The organism is Youhaiella tibetensis, from assembly GCF_008000755.1.
In the GTDB taxonomy this organism is placed as follows: Bacteria; Pseudomonadota; Alphaproteobacteria; order Rhizobiales; family Devosiaceae; genus Paradevosia; species Paradevosia tibetensis.
Window position 1 is genome coordinate 2,091,120 of sequence record NZ_CP041690.1, and the last position, 20,113, is coordinate 2,111,232.

General features: G+C 65.6%; 16 protein-coding genes. 7 read left to right on the plus strand and 9 right to left on the minus strand.

What is annotated here, in order from left to right; genetic code table 11:
• Position 1: 1 nt before the first annotated feature.
• The 8 genes from FNA67_RS10170 to FNA67_RS10205 form a co-directional block, all read right to left on the minus strand.
• Complete coding sequence (locus FNA67_RS10170; protein ID WP_147655955.1) at positions 2 to 955, minus strand: alpha/beta hydrolase; 954 nt, start codon at positions 953 to 955, stop codon at positions 2 to 4.
• A gap of 53 nt (positions 956 to 1,008) precedes the next feature.
• Positions 1,009 to 2,211, minus strand: coding sequence for a molybdopterin molybdotransferase MoeA (locus FNA67_RS10175; RefSeq protein ID WP_147655956.1), 1,203 nt, complete (start codon positions 2,209 to 2,211; stop codon positions 1,009 to 1,011).
• On the minus strand, positions 2,208 to 2,684 hold the full coding sequence (gene moaC, locus FNA67_RS10180; RefSeq protein WP_147655957.1) for a cyclic pyranopterin monophosphate synthase MoaC: 477 nt from the start codon (positions 2,682 to 2,684) through the stop codon (positions 2,208 to 2,210). The genes FNA67_RS10175 and moaC overlap by 4 nt, the downstream gene beginning before the upstream one ends.
• Position 2,685: 1 nt before the next feature.
• A complete protein-coding gene (trpC, locus tag FNA67_RS10185) occupies positions 2,686 to 3,492 on the minus strand; it encodes an indole-3-glycerol phosphate synthase TrpC (protein WP_174851698.1) in 807 nt (268 codons plus the stop codon).
• Complete coding sequence (trpD, locus tag FNA67_RS10190) at positions 3,489 to 4,532, minus strand: anthranilate phosphoribosyltransferase (RefSeq protein WP_280176985.1); 1,044 nt, start codon at positions 4,530 to 4,532, stop codon at positions 3,489 to 3,491. Before trpD ends, trpC begins: the two co-directional genes overlap by 4 nt.
• Positions 4,529 to 5,125 (minus strand): anthranilate synthase component II, encoded by a 597-nt coding sequence (locus tag FNA67_RS10195; protein ID WP_147655959.1) that lies wholly within the window; start codon positions 5,123 to 5,125, stop codon positions 4,529 to 4,531. The genes trpD and FNA67_RS10195 overlap by 4 nt, the downstream gene beginning before the upstream one ends.
• A gap of 154 nt (positions 5,126 to 5,279) precedes the next feature.
• On the minus strand, positions 5,280 to 6,788 hold the full coding sequence (trpE, locus tag FNA67_RS10200; protein ID WP_147655960.1) for an anthranilate synthase component I: 1,509 nt from the start codon (positions 6,786 to 6,788) through the stop codon (positions 5,280 to 5,282).
• A 1-nt stretch (position 6,789) separates the two neighbouring features.
• A complete protein-coding gene (locus tag FNA67_RS10205) occupies positions 6,790 to 8,670 on the minus strand; it encodes a peptidylprolyl isomerase (protein ID WP_147655961.1) in 1,881 nt (626 codons plus the stop codon).
• A 147-nt stretch (positions 8,671 to 8,817) separates the two neighbouring features.
• On the opposite strand from FNA67_RS10205, the gene tpiA reads away from it, so the two are divergent.
• The 5 genes from tpiA (at position 8,818) to FNA67_RS10230 (ending at position 13,953) form a co-directional block, all read left to right on the plus strand.
• The gene (gene tpiA / locus FNA67_RS10210; RefSeq protein ID WP_147655962.1) at positions 8,818 to 9,573 is read left to right on the plus strand and encodes a triose-phosphate isomerase; all 756 of its coding nucleotides are present in this window, start codon (positions 8,818 to 8,820) and stop codon (positions 9,571 to 9,573) included.
• A gap of 103 nt (positions 9,574 to 9,676) precedes the next feature.
• Positions 9,677 to 10,273 (plus strand): preprotein translocase subunit SecG, encoded by a 597-nt coding sequence (gene secG / locus FNA67_RS10215; RefSeq protein WP_049705019.1) that lies wholly within the window; start codon positions 9,677 to 9,679, stop codon positions 10,271 to 10,273.
• Between the two features lie 124 nt (positions 10,274 to 10,397).
• Complete coding sequence (locus tag FNA67_RS10220; protein ID WP_049705020.1) at positions 10,398 to 12,026, plus strand: CTP synthase; 1,629 nt, start codon at positions 10,398 to 10,400, stop codon at positions 12,024 to 12,026.
• A gap of 14 nt (positions 12,027 to 12,040) precedes the next feature.
• On the plus strand, positions 12,041 to 12,220 hold the full coding sequence (locus FNA67_RS10225) for a DUF4169 family protein (protein ID WP_147655963.1): 180 nt from the start codon (positions 12,041 to 12,043) through the stop codon (positions 12,218 to 12,220).
• 269 nt (positions 12,221 to 12,489) lie between these two features.
• The gene (locus FNA67_RS10230; protein ID WP_147655964.1) at positions 12,490 to 13,953 is read left to right on the plus strand and encodes a sensor histidine kinase; all 1,464 of its coding nucleotides are present in this window, start codon (positions 12,490 to 12,492) and stop codon (positions 13,951 to 13,953) included.
• Between the two features lie 15 nt (positions 13,954 to 13,968).
• Here the strand turns inward: FNA67_RS10230 and recG are convergent, their stop codons facing one another.
• On the minus strand, positions 13,969 to 16,077 hold the full coding sequence (gene recG, locus FNA67_RS10235) for an ATP-dependent DNA helicase RecG (protein ID WP_244616599.1): 2,109 nt from the start codon (positions 16,075 to 16,077) through the stop codon (positions 13,969 to 13,971).
• A 190-nt stretch (positions 16,078 to 16,267) separates the two neighbouring features.
• Between recG and FNA67_RS10240 the strand changes: the two genes are divergently transcribed.
• Together FNA67_RS10240 and mfd are read left to right on the plus strand one after the other, a co-directional pair.
• The gene (locus tag FNA67_RS10240) at positions 16,268 to 16,561 is read left to right on the plus strand and encodes an FAD assembly factor SdhE (protein ID WP_147655966.1); all 294 of its coding nucleotides are present in this window, start codon (positions 16,268 to 16,270) and stop codon (positions 16,559 to 16,561) included.
• The gene (gene mfd / locus FNA67_RS10245; protein ID WP_147655967.1) at positions 16,558 to 20,055 is read left to right on the plus strand and encodes a transcription-repair coupling factor; all 3,498 of its coding nucleotides are present in this window, start codon (positions 16,558 to 16,560) and stop codon (positions 20,053 to 20,055) included. The genes FNA67_RS10240 and mfd overlap by 4 nt, the downstream gene beginning before the upstream one ends.
• Positions 20,056 to 20,113 lie beyond the last annotated feature (58 nt).

The following is a 20,113-nucleotide window of genomic DNA, read 5'->3' on the forward strand; positions in this document are numbered from 1 at the left end:
TTCAGGGACGTCTTTCTCCTGGAACATAGGCCTCCGCCCAGCGGAAAACCTCCGAGAAGAACCGGGAGCGTGCGGGCTCGCTGGATAGCGTCAGGTCGTGGATGCCGTTCTCGATCCGCACCAGGGTGACGATGCGGCCCAGTTTTATGGACTGGGCGGCGATGTCGGCCACGTTGAGGACGCTGTCCGTCCTGTCGATGGCGGCATGCCAGCGCCGGTTGGGGCCACTGGCAGTCGAGGTGCACACGAGCGCCGGGCAGGCGATATCCAGCCCCCGGTGGAGCTCGGCATGGCCGAGGCGGATTGCTCGAACCCACCCGGCAAGGACCGGGAAGCCGTTGAGAGGCTTGAGGTCGAGATCGTAGTCCCATTTACCCCCGGTCGAGACGTGCAGGCTCCGGCCATAATGATCGCCCAGATCGCTGACGCCCAATCGCGGCGCCATCGCGCCCACCGCATTGACGAACCACGTGCCCAGCGTCCGCTCGAAGCGCGTGCCGTTCAGATCGAACCACGGGCTGTTGAGCACGAGCGCATCGATGGGGTTGGCCTTGCGCCGCTTGTTGGCCCAGAGGCTCGCGATGAGACCGCCCGTCGAATGCGCCATGAGGACCACGACGTCGTGGCCGAACTCGTCGCGCAGGACCGAGATGGCCGCGTCGAGGTCCCCGTCGTATTCGGCCAGGTCGAGGCAGAAGTTCGGCGTCTGGTGCGGCAGGAGGGATCGACCATACTTGCGCAGGTCGAGCGCGTAGAAGCTATATCTTCGCTGCTCCCACTCCCGGGCCAGGTGGGTCTGGAAGAAATAGTCGACAAAGCCATGCACATAGAGGACCGCCCGACGGTGGGCGGGCGGGCCGGGGCGATGAACCAGGGTCGCTACAACCGGACCTTCCGCGTCGGGAGGCAAGGGGATGACGCGCGCGTCCCAATCGGGTCCCAGGATATCGGCCATGTCGCGCTCCACTGATCCGGCGCGGACATGATCGCTGCTGGCGCCACGAAGGTCTAGAGCGGGATGACTTCGACGGTGGCGCCGGCCGGCTGCCCCGGATCGTTCTCCGGCTGAACGATCAGCGCTTGCGCCCGCGCCAGGGACGAGGTGTGACCGCTGTCGGTCTCCGAGATCGGGCGGACCTGCGTCACCCCCGTCCCCGACGTTTCGATGGTGGCACGCTGGAAGTGCCGGCGGGCCGTATTGGCGGGCAGGGGTTCGGCGAGGGGCAGCAAGAGGCGTGCCCCGAGCGGATTGGCATCGCCCAGCCAGCGCCGGAGTGCCGGTAGGAGGAAGACGGTCGCCGTCACCATGGCCGACACCGGGTTGCCGGGCAAACCGAAGACGAGCGTGCTGCCCCGGGTGCCGAACATGAGCGGCTTGCCGGGGCGCATGTTGATGCGCCAGAAGTCGATCTCGACCCCGAGGTCCTTGAGCACGTCCTGAACGATGTCGTGATCGCCTACGCTGGCGCCGCCTGTCGCGACCACGATATCGGCAGCGAGGGCCTGCTCGAGGCTGGTGGCAAGAACCGAGGCATCGTCACGCGCTATCCCGAGGTCGCGAACCTGGCTGGCGAATGGGGCCAGCAAGGGAATAAGGCCGAATGAATTGGAGGCGACGATCTGGTCCGGGGCGAGCGCGGCGCCGGGCAGGACGAGCTCGTCCCCGGTCGCGAGAACGGAAATCGCCGGACGCCTGGCGACGGTCAGCGTTGGGGCGTTGGCGGCCGCGGCGAGTGCCAGCGAATAGGGAGTCAGCCTCGTGCCGATCGCGAGCAGTTCGGCGCCGGAACGGAAGTCGTTGCCGGTCGGACGGATCGAGCGCCCCGCCGTCGGGCGTTCGGAGAACTTGACCGCGCCGTCCGATGCCGTCGCCAGTTCCTGCATGATCACGCAGTCGGCTCCTCGCGGAACCGGAGCGCCGGTAAAGATGCGGACGGCCTGGCCGGGTTGCAGCGTGCCGGCGAACCCGTGTCCGGCCTGGGAAACGCCAACCAATTGCACCGAACGCGTCGCGTCCTCGGCGAAATCGGCGGCGCGAACGGCATAGCCGTCCATGGCGCTGGCGTTGAAAGGGGGCTGACTATGGGCCGCCAGGAGCGGAGCCACGAGCGTGCGTCCGTTGGCTTCTGCCAACGGCACCGTTTCCGGGGTGGGTGCAGGTATGCGCGAAAAGATCTGTTCGAGCGCCTGCTCGACGGGAAGCAGGCTCATCTCTCGCGCCGATAATCGCCGGACTTGCCGCCGCTCTTCTCGACCAGTTGCACGCCGGTGATGGTCATGCCGCGGTCGAGCGCCTTGGCCATGTCATAAAGGGTAAGCGCGGCGACCGAAGCGGCAGTGAGCGCCTCCATTTCGACCCCGGTCTGCCCAGTGGTCTCGGCGGTGGCGGTGATCGCCAGGGCTACGCCTTCTCCCACGATCTCGACCTCGACCTTGGTGAGGGCGATCGGGTGGCAGAGCGGGATCAGCTCGGACGTCTTCTTGGCCGCCATGATGCCCGCGATGCGCGCCACGGCCAGGGCATCGCCCTTCTTGAGCGCGCCACCCAAGATGGCTTCAACCGTTTCCGGCTGTGCCTCTAGGACAGCGCGTGCAACCGCGCGGCGGCGGGTCGAGTCCTTGCCACCGACGTCGACCATGTGGGCCTCGCCGTTTTCGTTGAGATGCGTAAGGCTGGAGGACATGTCAGGCGACCTCCGCGCCCTCTAGCAACATACGCGTTGCCGCCACTACGTCTGTCTGCCGCATAAGGCTTTCGCCCACGAGGAAGGTGGTGATGCCGGCGTCGCGGAGTTCCTCGACATGGGCGTGATCGACGATGCCGCTCTCCGAGACCAGGAGCTTGCCGGCGGGAACGCCGACTGCCAGGTTCATCGAGGTCTGCAGGGTCGTCTCGAAGGTCCGCAGGTTGCGGTTGTTGATGCCGATCATTTCGGCATCGAGGGTCAGGGCCCGGTCGAGCTCGACCTGGTCGTGCACCTCAACCAGCGCATCCATACCCCATTCCTTGGCGGCATCGAGCAGATAGCGCGCCGTGTCGTCCCCGACGGCGGCCATGATCACGAGGATGCAGTCTGCGCCCATCGCCCGGGCCTCGGCTACCTGGTAGGTCTCGAACAGGAAGTCCTTGCGGAGCACGGGCAGCGTAACCGCCGCCCGTGCTTCGATGAGGTAATTCGCCGATCCCTGGAACGAGGGGCGGTCGGTCAGAACGGACAGGCAGGTGGCGCCGCCCTGCTGGTAGGCGCGCGCGATCTCGGCCGGGTTGAAATCGGGCCGGATGAGCCCCTTGGAGGGGCTCGCCTTCTTGACCTCGGCAATCAGCCCGAACTCGCCTGCGGCACGCTTGGCCTTGAGAGCCTTGAGGAACCCGCGGGGCGCGGGTTGGTCATGGGCCATGGCGACCACTTCGTTCCATGGGCGCATGGCCTTGGCGGCGGCGATTTCTTCGCGCTTATAGGCTTCGATCTGCTGAAGGATATCGGTCATCAGGCTTGTCCGTTTGAGACGGCGATGAGTTTATCAAGCGTGGCCTTGGCCGCGCCCGTGTCGATCTGGTGGGCGGCCAGCGCAATGCCGTCCCGTAGGTCCTCGACCCTGTCGGCGACCAGCAATGCGGCACCCGAGTTGAAGAGCACGATATCGCGATAGGGGCCCTGCGCGCCTTCGAGCAGCGCGCGGAGCGCCTCGGCATTCTCCTGCGGATCGCCGCCCTTGAGTTCGGCGAGCGTGGCGGTGCGTAAGCCCACATCCTCGGGCGAAATCATGAAAGTCGTCAGGCTGCCGCCCGCAATCTGCGCCACATGGGTAGGGCCGGTGATGGTGATTTCGTCCAGTCCGTCGCTGCCATGCACGACCCAGGCCTTGATGGCCCGGTTGGCCAGGAGCGCGGCGGCAACCGGTTCGACCCATTCCTCGGCGAAAACGCCGAGCAGATAGCGGCGGACGCCTGCCGGATTGGACTGGGGACCCAGGAGGTTGAACATCGTGCGCGTGCCCAACTCGACCCGGGTAGGCCCGACATGCTTCATGGCCGGATGATGCGCCGGCGCGAACATGAAGCCGAGACCGGTTTCGCGGATGTTGCGCGCGATCTCTTCGGGCGTGGAGTCGATCTTGACCCCCAACGCCTGGATGGCCTCGGCGGAACCGGACTTCGAGGAAAGCGCCCGGTTGCCGTGCTTGGCTACCGGTACGCCCGCCGATGCCACCACGAAAGCGCTGGCGGTCGAGATGTTGAGCGTGCCGGCGCCATCGCCGCCTGTACCCACGATGTCGATGGCGCCCTCGGGCGCCTCGACCGGTATCATCCTTTCGCGCATGATCGAGACTGCGGCCGCGATCTCGACCACGGTCTCGCCCTTGACGCGCATCCCCATCAGGAAGGCCCCGAGCTGGGAAGGCGTAGCCTCCCCGGACATGATGGAATTCATCAGTCCGCGCATTTCCTCTCCCGAAAGGTCACGGCCTGTTGCGATCTTGTTCAGTGCTGCCTTGATTTCCACGACGGATCCCCCTTTTTCGCCGGTCACGCTGCGCTGGCGACATTGAAGTCGCGCGCAATGTTTAGGAAGTTCTGCAGCAGCGCATGACCGTTCTCGGAGGCGATGCTCTCGGGGTGGAACTGGACGCCGTGTATGGGCTTGGTGCGGTGCTGCAGCCCCATGATGAGTCCGTCATCCGTGCGCGCGGTGACCTCGAGTACGCCCGGGAGCGTCTCCGGCTTGACGATCAGGGAGTGGTAGCGGGTGGCTTCGAAGCCAGAGTTGAGGCCTCGGAAGATACCCTTGCCTTCGTGCGAGATCGGGCTGGTCTTGCCGTGCATCAGGTGCGGCGCGCGAATGACGTCGCCCCCCATGGCCTGGCCGATGGCCTGATGGCCCAGGCACACGCCCAGCATGGGGATGGTGCCGCCGAAGCGGTCGATGACCGAAAGACAGATGCCGGCGTCGTCGGGCGTGCCAGGGCCGGGTGACAGCACGATTGCCTCGGGCGCGAGCGCCGCGATCTCTTCGAGCGTGATCTTGTCGTTCCGGCGCACCGTGGAATCGGCGCCCAGATCGCCCAGGAACTGGACGAGGTTGTAGGTGAAGCTGTCGTAGTTATCGATAACGAGGAGTTCCATGGCTTTTCTCCTGTCCGGACTTTAGCGCGCGATAGGCACAAGGGCCATGCAGCACCTGCCCGGAGGTGATTTCGGGTTCAGAGCGACGTCGAAATATCCATGAAGGCCCGCCATCGCGGGCAGGGGTGAGGAATGAGGTGGGCGCGTGCGTTCCTCACTGCCCGATCCTCGCTTCGCCCGCATAGCGTAGCGCCTCTTCGGCGGCGAAGAACAGGGCGCGGGCCTTGTTTTCGCATTCGAGCTGCTCGAGCTCCGGCTTGCTGTCGGCAACGATCCCGGCGCCCGCCTGAACATAGAGCTTGCCGTTGGTCAGGATCGCCGTGCGCAGGACGATGCAGGTGTCCATGTTGCCGTCGGCGCCGAAATAGCCGACGCAGCCGCCATAGATACCACGGCGCTCCTTTTCGAGCTCATCGATGATCTCCATGGCGCGCACCTTGGGCGCTCCCGAGACCGTGCCCGCCGGGAAGCCGGCCGAAAGCGCGTCGATGAAATCGTATTTGGGATCGAGCACTCCCACGACGTTCGAAACGATGTGCATGACGTGCGAGTAGTACTCGAGGAAGAACTTGTCGGTGACCTTGACCGAGCCAATCTGGGAAACGCGGCCGACGTCGTTCCGGCCCAGGTCGAGCAGCATCAGGTGCTCTGCCAGTTCCTTGGGGTCGCTGAGCAGTTCGTCGGCCAGTTCCTTGTCGCGCGTGGGCGTCGCTCCGCGCTTGCGCGTGCCGGCGATCGGGCGGATGGTGACTTCGCCCTTGTCCACCTTGACCAGTATTTCCGGGCTCGATCCGGCGACCGAGAAGCCGTCGAAATCGAGGAAATACATGTAGGGGGAGGGATTGGTGCGGCGCAGGGCGCGGTAGAGCGCAGTCGCCGGCAGTGTGAAGTCGGCCTCGAAGCGCTGCGAGATCACGACCTGGAAGATGTCGCCGGCCCGGATGTACTCCTTGGCCGTCTCGACCATCGCGAAATACTCGTCGCGGCTCGTGTTGCTCGTGACCTCGATGCTCTCGACCTCAGGCAGGTCGCCGACCACCGGCAGCGCGCGAGAGAGGCGCTGCGTGGCGTCGTCAATGCGCAGGTTGGCCGATTCGAACGCCTGTCGCGCCGATACCGAGGCGCGAGGGTAGACCGGGGCGGTGAGGTAGAGCTCATCCTTGAGGGTATCGAAGATGGCCAGGACCGAGGGACGCATCAGGATGGCGTCGGGCAGGCCCATCGTATCCGGATTGTTGTCGGGCAGCACTTCCATCTGCCGGACCATGTCGTAGCCCATGTATCCATGGATGCCGGCGGCCGTATTGGACAGGCCCTCGGGCACGTCGATCTGGGATTCGCGGACCAACTCGCGCAGCACGTCGAGCGGCGGCTTGTCGACCGGGACGAAATTGTCCGGGTTGTGGCCGGCATCTCGGTTGAGCAGGGCCTTGCCCTTCTCCACCTTGAGGATCAGGTCGGGCTGCAGCCCGATGATCGAATACCGCCCCTTGGTCGAACCGTCCTGAACGGATTCGAGCAGGAACGTATTGCGACGTCCGTCGGCCAGCTTGAGATAGGTGCCGATCGGCGTCTCGAGATCGGCGACGACCCGCCGGAACACGATCTGGGCGAAGCCCTCGTCGTACCGGCTCGCAAAGCGCTGATAGAAGTCGTCGCCCATCTTACTGCGTTACGCTCGTGCTCAGGAGCTGGTTGAGGGCTGCCTGGTTGATATGCACGCCGGCCTGGTCGCGCACGCCGCTGACGAACTCGCCGTAAAGGGCGTTGCGCGCGGCGTCCTCGACGGCGGTCTTGATGCGCGGGTCGAGGTCGCCCGAAGCCGGAGTGACCTCGGAAACCTTGAATACCACATAGTCGCCATCGGCATTCTTGACGGTCCCGTGATGATCCGGACCACCATCGAAGATGGCGTTGGCGACCTGCGCGTTGAACACCGGCGTGCCGTCGCCCTGCCGGTCGAGCGGAGCGGAGACTTCGGGGAACTGGTTGAGCGAGGCAGCGATATCGGCGATCGACGTGCCGGCGTCGAGCTGGGCCAGGATCTTGACGGATTCGTCAGCGAGAGCCTGCTCGGTCTTCTCGTTGGTCCAGGCCTCGGCCACGGCATCGTGAACCTCGGCCAGCGTCTGGTCGCGCGCCGGTTCGATCTTGCTCAGGTCGAACCAGGCATTGCGGTTGGCAGCCAGCGAGATGGACGGGGTGAGCTTGTTGGCCTCGGCGGCAAAGATGGTCTGGCCGATCTTGGCGGCATCACCCTCGAGAAGGCCCGAAACCGTCGAAAGCTGGGGAGCGCCGGGCGTGAGGTCGAGATGGACCAGCGGCAGCTTGAAGCGCTCGGCAATCTGGGTGAGCGGCTGGAGCGTGGCGCGCAACTCCTCGACCTGGTCGAGCACATCGCCATATTCGGCCTTGGCCTGGCTCAACGCTAGGTTCTTGGCCACCTGGTCCTTGGCTTCGGCGAGCGAGAGCGTACCGCCCGCGACAATGTCGCTGACCGAGATCGCGCGCTGCTGGCCCTGGATGCCCGGTATCAGCACGAAGTCGCCCGCCTTGGCGAGCCCGAAGGCGGCTTCGGCTAGGGCAGGGTCGGTGACCTGCGGCTTGGACAGGGTGCCGATGACCGTGGGGGTGATCTGCGTTTCCTTGAGGATGTCCTCAAAGCTCTTACCCGCCGCCTTGCCGTCGGTGAAGGCCTTGACTGCCGCGTCGTCGGGCAGCACGGCCTGCACGATCGTGCGCTGCTCGGCCTTGGTCAGGCTATCCTTGGTGCGCTCGTATTCGGCCGCGATTTCCTCGTCGGTCGGCGTCTTGGTAGCAGCGAGCGTCTCGGGCGACAGCACCAGGAGATCGACGGTGCGCGTCTCCTTGGTCCGGAACTCGGACTGGTGGTCCTTGAGATACGCGGTCAGGTCGTCCTCGGTCGGCTCGGCAACCGGGGGAAGGGAGGTCGAGTTCAGCACGAAATAGTCGACCGTGCGCTTGTCGCCCATGTAGTGGTTGATGATCGAAAGGGCGGCGTCGGGAACCTCGGTGTCGCCGAACAGGCCCGTGGCCAGCTGCTGGCGGCGCGCCACCTTGCTCTGCATGGCCAGGTACTCGCTCTCGGTAAAGCCGTTCTGGGCCAGAACCTGCACGAACATCTGGCGGTTGAAGCCGCCGAGCGTGCCGCCGAAGCTCGGGTCGTTGCGGACGAGTTCGGCGAGTTTGTCTTCGGAAACGCCAAGGCCGAACTGGTTGGCCAACTGGTTGACGGCGGCATCGGACGAGAGGCGCGAGAGCGTCATGCCGGGCACGCCGAGCTGGTTGGCCTGATCGGGCGTCGGCACCTGACCGATCTGCTGCGCGACCATCTGGAGCTGCTGCTGGTAGGCGCGCTGGAAGTCGCGGGTCGAGATGTCCTCATCACCCACGCGGGCGACGGTGGTCGAGCCCAGGTTGGTGATGACGTTGCTGATGCCGAAGGCGGCGAAACTCACAATCAGAACGGCAAAGAAGACCTTGGCGATGAAGGTCTTGGAGAAGCTACGCAAACTGTCGAGCATGTGGTGTCGTTCCGGATCGAAGTTCTTTATTGCCAGTTCAGGGCTGGCCTTGGCTTTGGGCGGCGGATAATAGACAGGCAAAACCCGCAGCCGCAAGGCGGGGTAAGACAATAAGACGTAAGGCGCAAGAGGCGAGGAGCAAAGCGCATGGCGAGCGACATCACCCCCCTGATCGCGGGCAACTGGAAAATGAACGGTTTGCAGGCGCAGATGAACGAGTTTCAGGCGCTTGGGGATAAGCTCGCAACGCTCGAGAACCGCAACGCCCTCGTCGCCATCTGCCCGCCCGCAACGCTACTCGCCGCCATGAGCGAGAAGGGCGCGGTGAGCGGCATCGCCACCGGCGGCCAGGACTGCCATGCTTCGCCCAACGGCGCCCACACCGGCGACATCAGCGCGCTGATGCTCAAGGATGCCGGCGCGGCCTATGTCATCGTGGGACACAGCGAGCGGCGCGCCGACCATGCGGAGACAGACGCGCAGGTGCGCGCCAAGGCCCAGGCGGGGATTGCTGCGGGGCTCGTGCCGATCATCTGCGTCGGAGAGACCCGCGCCGAACGCGAAGCGGGCAAGGCCGATGCCATCGTGGCGGGGCAGTTGGAGGGCTCGGTGCCCGACATGGCTTCCGAAGCCGAGATCGTGATCGCCTACGAGCCCGTCTGGGCCATCGGCACCGGTCTCACCCCGACCAATGCCGATATCGCCCAGATGCATGCCGGCATCCGCCGCCTGCTGGTCGAGCGGTTCGGGGCGCGGGGGCAGACGATCAGGATTCTCTATGGCGGCTCGCTCAAGCCGGCCAATGCCAAGGAGATTCTCGCAGTGGAAAACGTCAATGGCGGCCTCGTCGGTGGCGCTTCCCTCTTGGCGAATGACTTCTTCGCCATTATCTCAGCGGCATAACGTTCCGAGCGAGCGTGAAAAACACGTGCGTTCCGTCTGGTATTTGCCGGACGGTCCGTGTATGACCGCGCATCTTTTGCAAAAGTTTCGAGACTGACTCCTCATGGCCACTGTCCTGATTGTTGCCTATTTGCTGATCGTGATCGCGCTGATCGCAGTGATCCTGCTGCAGCGCTCCGAAGGCGGCGCACTCGGGATTGGCGGCGGCTCGAACCAGTTCATGACCGCGCGCGGCTCGGCAAACCTTCTCACCCGCACCACCGCGATCCTGGCGACCCTTTTCTTCGCCATGGCCATCGGCCTGACGATCCTGGCCGAACTCGATCGCGGTTCGCAGAGCATTCTCGACCGGGCCCAGCAGACCACGGACGGCAACACCAGCCAGCCGACCAGCGTGCTCGACGCGCTCAACCAGCTTCAGGGCGATACCTCGGGCACCCCGGCCGCGCCGGCGACGACGACGCCTGCCGCTCCGGCCTCGACCGATACGCCCGACCTGGCCGTGCCGGCTGCGCCTGCCGCCGACGCCACGACCACCCCGGCTGCGCCGGCTGACACCACGACCCCGGCTGCGCCCGAAACGACGGCGCCGGCGACCACGACCGAGACGACCACCCCCGCCGCTTCGAGCGACGCGGCTCCGGCGGCGACCCCGGCGGAACCCGCCAGCACCGGCGGCGGCCAGACGACAACGAACTAAACCGCCGAAATGGCGTGACGGAAAAAGGGGATGGAGACATCCCCTTCTTCTTTTTGTGTGGGCTCCGAAAGTCGCAGCTTAGGGGCTCTTCGAATCGATGCGAAAAAGTGTAAGGTGAAAGCCCATGGCTCGGTACGTTTTCATCACCGGAGGCGTGGTCTCCTCGTTGGGTAAAGGTCTGGCATCCGCGGCACTGGGCGCGGTGTTGCAGGCCCGTGGCTACAAGGTCCGCTTGCGCAAGCTGGACCCCTATCTCAACGTCGATCCGGGCACGATGTCGCCGACCCAGCACGGCGAGGTGTTCGTCACCGACGACGGCGCCGAGACGGACCTAGACCTGGGACACTACGAGCGCTTCACCGGGCGTGCCGCCAACAAGCAGGACAACATCACCACCGGCCGCATCTACTCGGACATCATCGCCAAGGAGCGGCGGGGCGACTACCTGGGCGCCACCGTGCAGGTGATCCCGCACGTGACCGACGCCATCAAGAATTTCGTCATCGAAGGCAACGAAGACTATGACTTCGTGCTCGTCGAGATCGGCGGCACTGTGGGCGATATCGAAGGCCTGCCGTTCTTCGAAGCCATCCGCCAGCTCGGCAACGACCTGCCGCGCCATCACGCGGTCTATGTCCACCTCACGCTGATGCCGTTCATCCCGAGCGCGGGCGAACTCAAGACCAAGCCGACCCAGCACTCGGTCAAGGAACTGCGCTCGATCGGCATCGCGCCCGACGTGCTGCTGGTGCGCTGCGACCGCCCGATACCGCAGAGCGAGCGCCGCAAGCTTTCGCTGTTCTGCAACGTGCGCGAGAGCGCCGTGATCCAGGGCCTGGACGTGGCATCGATCTACGACGTGCCGCTGGCCTACCACAAGGAAGGCCTCGACAACGAAGTGCTCGCCGCCTTCGGCATCACCGATGCGCCCGCGCCGGACCTGTCGGCCTGGACCGAAGTCTCGCACCGCCTCCATAACCCGGAGGGCGAAGTCAACATCGCCATCGTCGGCAAGTATACCGGCCTCAAGGATGCCTATAAGTCGCTCTCGGAAGCCCTGACCCACGGTGGCATCGCCAACCGTACCAAGGTCAACATCCAGTGGATCGACAGCGAGGTCTTCGAGCGCGAGGACCCGGCGCCCTATCTCGAGCATGTCCACGGCATCCTGGTGCCGGGAGGGTTTGGCGAGCGCGGCTCGGCCGGCAAGATCCAGGCTGCGCGCTTCGCGCGGCTCAAGGACGTGCCGTATTTCGGCATCTGCTTCGGCATGCAGATGGCCTGCATCGAGGCGGCCCGCAACACGGCCGGCATCAAGAACGCGTCTTCCACCGAATTCGGCCCGACCAAGGAACCGGTCGTCGGCATGATGACCGAATGGATCAAGGGCAACGACACCGAGACGCGGGGCGCCGAGGGCGACCTGGGCGGCACGATGCGCCTGGGCGCCTATCCGGCCCAGCTCGTGCGCGGCAGCCGCGTGGCCGATATCTACGGCTCGACCCACATCTCCGAGCGTCACCGCCATCGCTATGAAGTGAACATGGACTACCGCAAGGTGCTCGAGAAGAACGGCCTGCTGTTCTCCGGCGTCTCGCCCGATGGCAAGCTGCCCGAGATCGTGGAGCGCACCGATCACCCGTGGTTCATCGGCGTGCAGTTCCACCCCGAGCTCAAGAGCAAGCCGTTCGAGCCGCACCCGCTCTTCGCCAGCTTCATCGCCGCCGCCATCGAGCAGAGCCGGCTGGTCTAAGGAGCAGGGCTTCCATGGCGGACATCGTCAGCTTCAAGCTTGCCCGCAAGCGCAAGGAGCGAGAGGCCAAGGAAGCCCAGGCCGCGGAGAACCGGATAAGGTTCGGCCGCACCAAGGCCGAGAAGCAGAAGACCGATGCCGAGAAGGCCCTGGCCGAACGGCGGATCGACGGACATAAGCTGGAGGAGGAGTAATATCTTCCTTCGGCTCTTTGATTAAACCAGCATATCAAGATACCGACGCAGCGACCTGTTTCAACAAAGGAATATGGCGTTCATCGGTTTCAAATTTCATCAAAATTTGAATGAAATTCGGTGTTGTTGTAGCCGAACGCGCACGTTTGCGGGGCCCAGGCGGCGATCCCGGCCAAGTTTCGCTGCGCCGTCTCGCCGAGGCGGTCCGGGACGCAATTGACTTGTGAAGAGCGTCTCGCCAAAGTTGGTGCATCAAGAAGGGGGGCTGAATGTCCGACCGTGTTCCGGGTGCTCCTGATCCGGGCGAAATAGCCACCCGGGTGCGCAATTTCGATTGGGCCAGCACCAGCCTCGGCCCGATGGCATCCTGGCCATCGCAACTAAGGGCCGCAATAGACATCGCACTCGCCTCCCAGGCCCAGATCGTCCTGTTCTGCGGGCCTGAATTCCTTGCCGTCTACAACGACGCCTACGCACCCACCATCGGGACCAAGCACCCGGCGGCCCTGGGCCGCCCGGCGAGCGAGCACTGGTCCGAGCTGTGGGACGACCTCGAGCCGCTGCTGAGGCGCGTAGCCGACAGCGGCGAAACCGTATTCGCCCGCGACCGCGCCTTCTATATCGAGCGCGGGGCAGGACCGGAAACGGTGTTCTTCGACATCTCCTATTCGCCCGTCCGCGATGACAAGGGCGAGGTGGTCGCCATCTTCTGCGTTGTCAGCGAAACGACCGATCGAGTCGGCTATGAAGCCAAGCTGAACCGGCTGGCCTCCATCGTTTCCTCCTCGCAGGACGCGATCCTGGGCATCGACCTCGACCTGACGGTGACCGACTGGAACGATGGCGCCGAAAAGCTCTACGGGTTCGCGCGTGACGAGATCGTCGGGAAGTCGGTAACGGCCCTTATCCCGCCCGACCGATTGGACGAAGAAGCCCGCATCATCGAGCAGATCAAGGCGGGCGGACATGTCGAGCCGCACGAGACCGTCCGCATGAACAAGGACGGGCGACCTGTTGACGTCTCGCTCTCGGTCTCCCCCATTCACGACGCCCGCGGCAGGGTCGTCGGCGCTTCCAAGATCGCTCGCGACATCAGCGACCGAAAGGCCGCCGAGCAGGCGCAGAAGGTCCTAGTCGGCGAACTCAACCACCGGGTGAAGAACCTCCTCGCCACCGTCCTTGCGATTGCCCGGCAGACGTTCCGCAATGTCGAGGATCTCGACGCGTCGCGATCGAGCTTCGAGGCCCGGCTGCTCAACCTGGCCAAGGCCCATGACCTGCTGACCACCAGCGGCTGGGAGAAAGCCAGCCTGCAGCAGGTGGTCGAGAACGCGCTAGCGCCGTTCTCCTCCAGTCGCATCGACGTGGCGGGCCCCCCGCTCAAGCTCCAGCCCAAGGCAGCGGTCGCCGTGGCGCTGATCCTGCACGAGCTGGCGACCAATGCCTCCAAGTACGGGGCGCTGTCGACGCCCGACGGACGCGTCAGCGTCACCTGGACCGTCGAGGACGAAGGCGAGGCAAGGTTCCGGCTCTCCTGGCGCGAAGCGGGTGGACCGCCGGTCGTGGCTCCGGCGCGAAAGGGCTTCGGGTCTCGCCTCATCGAGAGCATGGTCTTCCAGCTCGACGGAACCTTCGAGCTGACCTACGAGCCGGACGGCGTTTCCTGCCGGATCGACGCGCCGCTCTCATCGGATTGGCGCGACACGGACCTGGATCTCGTCGATCAGAAGTAGCAGCGAGCGGCGGCGTCAGCCGGCGCGGATGAGCTGGATCGCGGTGTCTTTCCGGAAGAGATAGAGCAGGGTGCGCAGGGCTTCGCCGTCCTGGCCGGTGAGGCCGGGATTGCCCGCCAGCGCCGCCTTGGCGTCGTCATGGGCCCAATCGAGCAGATGCCGGTGGGCATCCGGGACGGCGAGGCGGTAGCCGGGCATGCCCGACTGACGGGTGCCCAGGATATCGCCCTGTCCGCGCAGTTCGAGGTCGCGCTCGGCGATGACGAAGCCGTCCTCGGTGCTCTTGATGGTGTCGAGGCGCGCCCGTGCCGTCTCCGAGAGCGGATCCTTGTAGAGCAGCAGGCAGGCGGAGCGGTTGGAACCGCGTCCGACGCGCCCGCGCAACTGGTGGAGCTGGGCAAGACCGAAGCGCTCGGCATGTTCGATGATCATGATCGAGGCATTGGGAACGTCGACGCCGACCTCGATGACTGTCGTCGCCACGAGAATTTTGGTCTCGTTGCGCGCGAACCGGGTCATGATCTCCTGCTTGGCCGCCGCGCCCAGCTTGCCGTGGATGAGCGCGACCTGATCGCCAAACACCTTCTTGAGCTCGGCGAAGCGGTCTTCAGCGGAGACCACGCTCAGGTGCTCGGATTCCTCGACCAGCGGGCAGACCCAGAACGCCTGCGCGCCCTCGGCGATCCGCGCCTGGAGGCGCGAAACGACCCGGCCATATTCGGAGATGGGAAGGACGGCGGTATCGATCGGCTGACGGCCGGCGGGCTTTTCGCGCAGGATCGAAACGGCCATGTCGCCAAAATGGGTGAGGACGAGGGTGCGTGGAATGGGCGTGGCGGTCATCACCAGCAGATCGGTGTGCCTGCCCTTTTCCGAGAGGGCCAAGCGCTGATGGACGCCGAACCGGTGCTGTTCATCCACCACGGTGAGGCCGAGATCGGCGAATTCGACGCCGGACTGGAAGAGGGCATGCGTACCCACCGCAATGCTGGTGGCGCCACTGGCGAGCCCCGCCAGGGCCGCACGGCGCTCGGCGGCGGGCATCTTGCCGGTGAGGAGCACGATGCCCAGTCCCGCGGCATCGGCCAGGGGCTTGAGCGTTCGGAAGTGCTGGGCGGCAAGCAACTCGGTGGGGGCCATCAACGTCGATTGCGCGCCCGATTCCGCCAGCGCCGCCATGGCCATTAGTGCGACCACCGTCTTGCCGGCGCCGACATCGCCCTGGAGCAGGCGCGACATGCGGTTGGAAGAGGCCAGGTCCTCCCTGATATCGGCAACGGCCTGCCTTTGGCCATCCGTCATCGAAAAGGGCAGGGCGGCCTCGATCCGTGACGTGATCTCGCCGGTAAAGGCGCGCGAGACGCCGCGCGCCGCCACGAGCTGGCTGCGCACGAGCTGCAGCGTCAACTGGCCGGCGAGGTATTCGTCATAGGCCAGCCGCTGGCGGGCAGGGCCCATGAGGTCCCCATCCTCGGGTTCCTGGGGCATGTGCACCTTGCCCATGGCCTCGCGGAAGCTCGGCCACTTGAAACGGTCGCGCGTCGCCTGCGGGATCCAGTCATCGAGCTCGGGGACGGTTTCCACGACCTGACGAACGACCTTGGTCAGCGCCTTGGAGGAAAGCCCCTGGGTGAGCGGATAGACCGGCTCGACCAGCGGCAGGGTCGCGAACTTGTCGGGCTCGACGATGTAGTCGGGGTGGGTGATCTGCTTTTCGCCGTTAAAGAAGCCGATCTGGCCCGAGACGTAGCGCTCCTCGCCGACCGGCAGGGCCTTCTCGATCCAGCCGCCCTCCGAACGAAAGAAGATGAGCTGGATGTCCCCGGTCTCGTCATGGGCGAGGACCCGGTGGGGAATGCCCTTGCGGCCACGCGGGGGCACGATGTGGCGGTCGACATGGAGTTTCAGCGTGACCGTGCCGCCCATCCAGGTATTGGCGACACCCACCATCTTGCGCCGGTCGACGACGCCGGACGGCATGTGCATGAGCACGTCGAGCGCGATGGCTTCCTGCCCGTCCGGGGCGCCGAAGAAGCGCGTGAGCAGGGCGGACAGGTGCGGGCCCACGCCCTTGAGGGAGTGAAGCGAACGGAACAGCGGATCGAGGGTCGAAGGTCTGGGCACGATTCTTCCTGGAGTCCGGCAAGGAGTAGAAGGTTTTGAGGTGGGGGAAAAGCGGACCGGGGTGCGCTTCCCTCCCCCTTGTGGGGAGGGAGACCTGCCGGCAAGATCGAAGGTCTCCCTCATCCAAATGTGTGACAACGGCCGTCTTTGCGCGTAAGAAGGCCTCCCACATCACTGAGTTGACCCGATCATGGCCCTTCAAAACAGCGCCGGTGAAGACACTGCTATGCGCCGCCGCCGCATGCGCTATCGCGCCTGGCACCGTGGAACCCGCGAGATGGACCTCATCCTTGGGCCCTATGCCGATGCCCATATCGAAGGCCTCCCCGAAGCGGAGCTCGACCGGCTCGAAAAGCTCATGAACGAGGAGGATACGGACCTGCTCAAGTGGATCATGGGCCAGGAGCCGGTGCCCGGCGACGTCGATGCCGAACTGCTCGCGGTGCTGGCCCGGTTCAACGACGCGAGGCTGGCGGGCATATGAGCCAGGTTCCGGTCCGCACCATCTCCAATGTCCCCGATGGCATGCAGGCGGTTGTCCTGGCGCGCCTGGTCGAGGAGCGCCTTAAGGCCGACCCCGAGGCGGCCGCCGCGGCAGTGTTCGTGGCGCGCGACGGGCGGCGCCTGCAGCGCATGGCCGAGACACTGGCGCAATTGCTGCCCGGCCACGCGATCCTCACCGTCCCCGCCTGGGACTGCCTGCCCTATGACCGTGTCTCGCCCAACACGGTGACGATCGCCGAGCGCATGAAGACCCTGGCGGCGCTGACAGACGGCTCGGCCAGGGGCGCAGTGGTGCTGACGGCCGTCAACGCGCTCGTCCAGCGGCTCATCCCGCGCGAGGTGACAGCAGGCATGTCCTTCTCGGCCGCGGCCGGCAAGGTCGTGGCCAGCGACAAGCTCATCGCCTGGGCGGCCAATAACGGCTACCTGCGCGTGCCCACGGTGCGCGAAGCCGGCGAATACGCCGTGCGCGGCGGCATCGTCGATCTCTTTCCGGCCGGCCAGGAAACCCCGCTGCGATTCGATTTCTTCGGCTCCCAGCTCGAAACCATCCGCACTTTCGACCCCGACAGCCAGCGCACGACCGGCAACATCAAGACGATCTCGCTGGCGCCGATGAGCGAGGCGGTGCTCGCCGAGGACACCATCCGGCGCTTCAGGCGCAATTACACGGCGACCTTCGGCGGCAATACCGCCGACGATCCGCTCTACGCCGCCGTCAGCGCCGGACAGCGCTTCCCGGGCGTCGAGCACTGGCTGCCGTTCTTCTATGAGGACATGAGCCGGCTGGCCGACTACACGGGCGACGCCCCGTTCGTCTTCGACGACCAGGCAAAGGAAGCCTTCGCCGAACGCCAGCAGCAGATCGCCGATTACTACGACGCCCGCCAGGAAGCGCGCCAGGCCCCCGCCGGCGCCACCTCGGGCGCACCCTATAAGCCCATCGAGCCGGGCCTGCTCTACGAGATGGAGGCGCCGGCCTATGCGCAGGCGGGCACCACCGTCGTCCAGCTCTCCCCGTTCTCGGCCCCGGGCGGCAGCAAGCGGGACGACGCCGGGGGACGCCTGGCCCACAATTTCGCCGCCGAGCGGCAGGCCGCCGACACCAATCTCTTCGAGGCGGTCGTCGACCTTCTCAAGAAGAACAGCCGGGCAGGGCGCCGCACCATCATCGCCTGCTGGTCGACGGGCACGCGCGACCGCATGGCCCAGGTGCTGCACGACCACGGGCTCAAGAACCCGCGCATGGCCGAAAACTGGCGCGACGCGGAGACCACCTCGGCCAATACCACCGCGCTGGTGGTGCTGGGCCTCGACACGGGCTTCGAGACCGACGACCTGCTGGTGCTTTCCGAGCAGGATATCCTGGGCGAGCGCATCCTGCGCCCGCAGCGCCGCAAGAAGGCCAGCGACGCGCTGACCGAGGCGGCAAGCCTGGCGGCCGGGGACCTGGTAGTCCATGTGGATCACGGCATCGGCCGGTTCGTGGGCCTCAAGGTCATCGAGGCGGGCGGGGCGCCCCACGAGTGCGTGGAGATCGAATACGCCAAGGGCGACAAGCTCTACCTGCCGGTCGAGAACATCGAACTGCTCTCGCGCTACGGCTCGGAAGAGACGGGGGCGGAGCTCGACCGGCTGGGCGGCGTCGCCTGGCAGGCCAAGAAGGGCCGGCTCAAGAAGCGCATCCGCGAGATGGCCGAGCAGCTCATCAAGATCGCGGCGGCGCGCCAGCTTACAAGATCCGACCCGATTGCGCTCCCCACCGGCGCCTACGAGGATTTTGCCGCGCGCTTCCCCTACGAGGAGACCGAGGACCAGCTCGTGGCCATCGAGGCCGTGCTGGACGACCTGACCTCCGGACGCGTCATGGACCGGCTGGTCTGCGGCGACGTCGGCTTCGGCAAGACCGAAGTGGCGCTTCGCGCCGCATTCGCCGTGGCCATGTCGGGCAAGCAGGTCGCCGTGGTCGTGCCGACGACGCTGCTGGCGCGCCAGCACCTGCGCACCTTCAAGGAGCGCTTCGCCGGCCTGCCGGTGAACGTCGCCGGCGCCTCGCGCCTGATCCCCTCCGCCGAACTCAAGGCGACCAAGGAGGGGCTCGAGAGCGGGCACGTCGATATCGTCGTCGGCACGCACGCGCTGCTCTCCAAATCCATCAAGTTCAAGGACCTGGGACTGCTCATCATCGATGAGGAGCAGCATTTCGGCGTCGGCCACAAGGAGCGCCTCAAGGAGCTCAAGGCCAACGTGCATGTGCTGACGCTGACGGCAACGCCGATCCCGCGCACGCTGCAGCTTGCCCTCACCGGGGTACGCGACCTCTCGCTGCTGGCGACGCCACCGGTGGATCGCCTGGCGGTGCGCACCTTCGTCTCGCCCTTCGATCCGCTCTCGATCCGCGAAGCGCTCCTGCGCGAAAAGTATCGTGGCGGACAGGCCTTCTATGTGGTGCCCCGCATCAAGGACCAGCCCGACATCGCCGAGTTCCTGACCCAGCAGGTGCCCGAAGTCTCGTTCGTGGTCGCCAACGGCCAGATGGCGCCGGGCGAGCTCGACGACATCATGAACGCCTTCTACGACGGCAAGTTCGACGTGCTGGTGGCAACGACCATCGTCGAATCGGGGCTGGATATCCCCAATGCCAATACGCTCGTCGTACATCGCGCCGACAATTTCGGCCTGGCCCAGCTCTACCAGATCCGCGGGCGTATCGGCCGCTCCAAGGCGCGCGCCTATGCGCTCTTCACCATCCCGCCCGACCGCAAGCTGACCGATACGGCCGAACGCCGGCTGGGCGTGCTGCAGTCGCTCGAAAGCCTGGGGGCCGGCTTCCAGCTCGCCAGCCACGACCTCGATATCCGCGGCGCGGGCAACCTGCTGGGCGAGGAGCAGTCGGGCCATATCCGCGAGGTCGGCTACGAGCTCTACCAATCCATGCTCGAAGAAGCCGTGGCCTCCCTGCGCTCGGGCGAAGAGGTCTACGAGGAAAAGGGCGAGTGGAGCCCGCAGATCTCCATCGGCATGCCGGTGATGATCCCCGAGTATTATGTGCCGGACCTGCAGCTGCGCATGCAGCTCTACCGGCGCCTGGGCGACCTCACCGATGCACGCGAGATCGACGCGGCCGGCGCCGAGCTCATCGACCGCTTCGGGCCGCTGCCCGAGGAAGTCGAAGCGCTGCTCAAGATCATCCTGGTCAAGTCGCTCTGCCGCGCCGCCAACGTCGAGAAGGTCGATGCCGGCCCCAAGGGCGCGATCATCACGTTCCGCAACAGCGAGTTCGCCGACCCGGTGGGACTGGTCAAGCTCGTCGCCGATCCGGGCCAGCAGGCTCGCGTGCGCCCCGATCAGAAAATTGTGTTCGCGCGCAACTGGCCGTCCGCCGACGCGCGCCTGAAGGGAACGGCGGCCATTCTGTCCCGGCTGGCCAAGCTTGCCGAGGCGGGCCGTGCTTCCGTCACAGTTTCCGGATAATGCTTTGGTTAATCGCTCCGGTCATGTTATTGCCCGAATTGCCCTTGATGGGCACCAA

Coding starts and splice junctions, on each gene's coding strand:
- FNA67_RS10170 (WP_147655955.1), bottom strand. CDS start 955: ATGGCCGATATCCTGGGACCCGATTGGGACGCGCGCGTCATCCCCTTG.
- FNA67_RS10175 (WP_147655956.1), bottom strand. CDS start 2,211: ATGAGCCTGCTTCCCGTCGAGCAGGCGCTCGAACAGATCTTTTCGCGC.
- moaC (WP_147655957.1), bottom strand. CDS start 2,684: ATGTCCTCCAGCCTTACGCATCTCAACGAAAACGGCGAGGCCCACATG.
- FNA67_RS10195 (WP_147655959.1), bottom strand. CDS start 5,125: ATGGAACTCCTCGTTATCGATAACTACGACAGCTTCACCTACAACCTC.
- trpE (WP_147655960.1), bottom strand. CDS start 6,788: ATGGGCGACGACTTCTATCAGCGCTTTGCGAGCCGGTACGACGAGGGC.
- FNA67_RS10205 (WP_147655961.1), bottom strand. CDS start 8,670: ATGCTCGACAGTTTGCGTAGCTTCTCCAAGACCTTCATCGCCAAGGTC.
- tpiA (WP_147655962.1), top strand. CDS start 8,818: ATGGCGAGCGACATCACCCCCCTGATCGCGGGCAACTGGAAAATGAAC.
- secG (WP_049705019.1), top strand. CDS start 9,677: ATGGCCACTGTCCTGATTGTTGCCTATTTGCTGATCGTGATCGCGCTG.
- FNA67_RS10220 (WP_049705020.1), top strand. CDS start 10,398: ATGGCTCGGTACGTTTTCATCACCGGAGGCGTGGTCTCCTCGTTGGGT.
- FNA67_RS10225 (WP_147655963.1), top strand. CDS start 12,041: ATGGCGGACATCGTCAGCTTCAAGCTTGCCCGCAAGCGCAAGGAGCGA.
- FNA67_RS10230 (WP_147655964.1), top strand. CDS start 12,490: ATGTCCGACCGTGTTCCGGGTGCTCCTGATCCGGGCGAAATAGCCACC.
- FNA67_RS10240 (WP_147655966.1), top strand. CDS start 16,268: ATGGCCCTTCAAAACAGCGCCGGTGAAGACACTGCTATGCGCCGCCGC.
- mfd (WP_147655967.1), top strand. CDS start 16,558: ATGAGCCAGGTTCCGGTCCGCACCATCTCCAATGTCCCCGATGGCATG.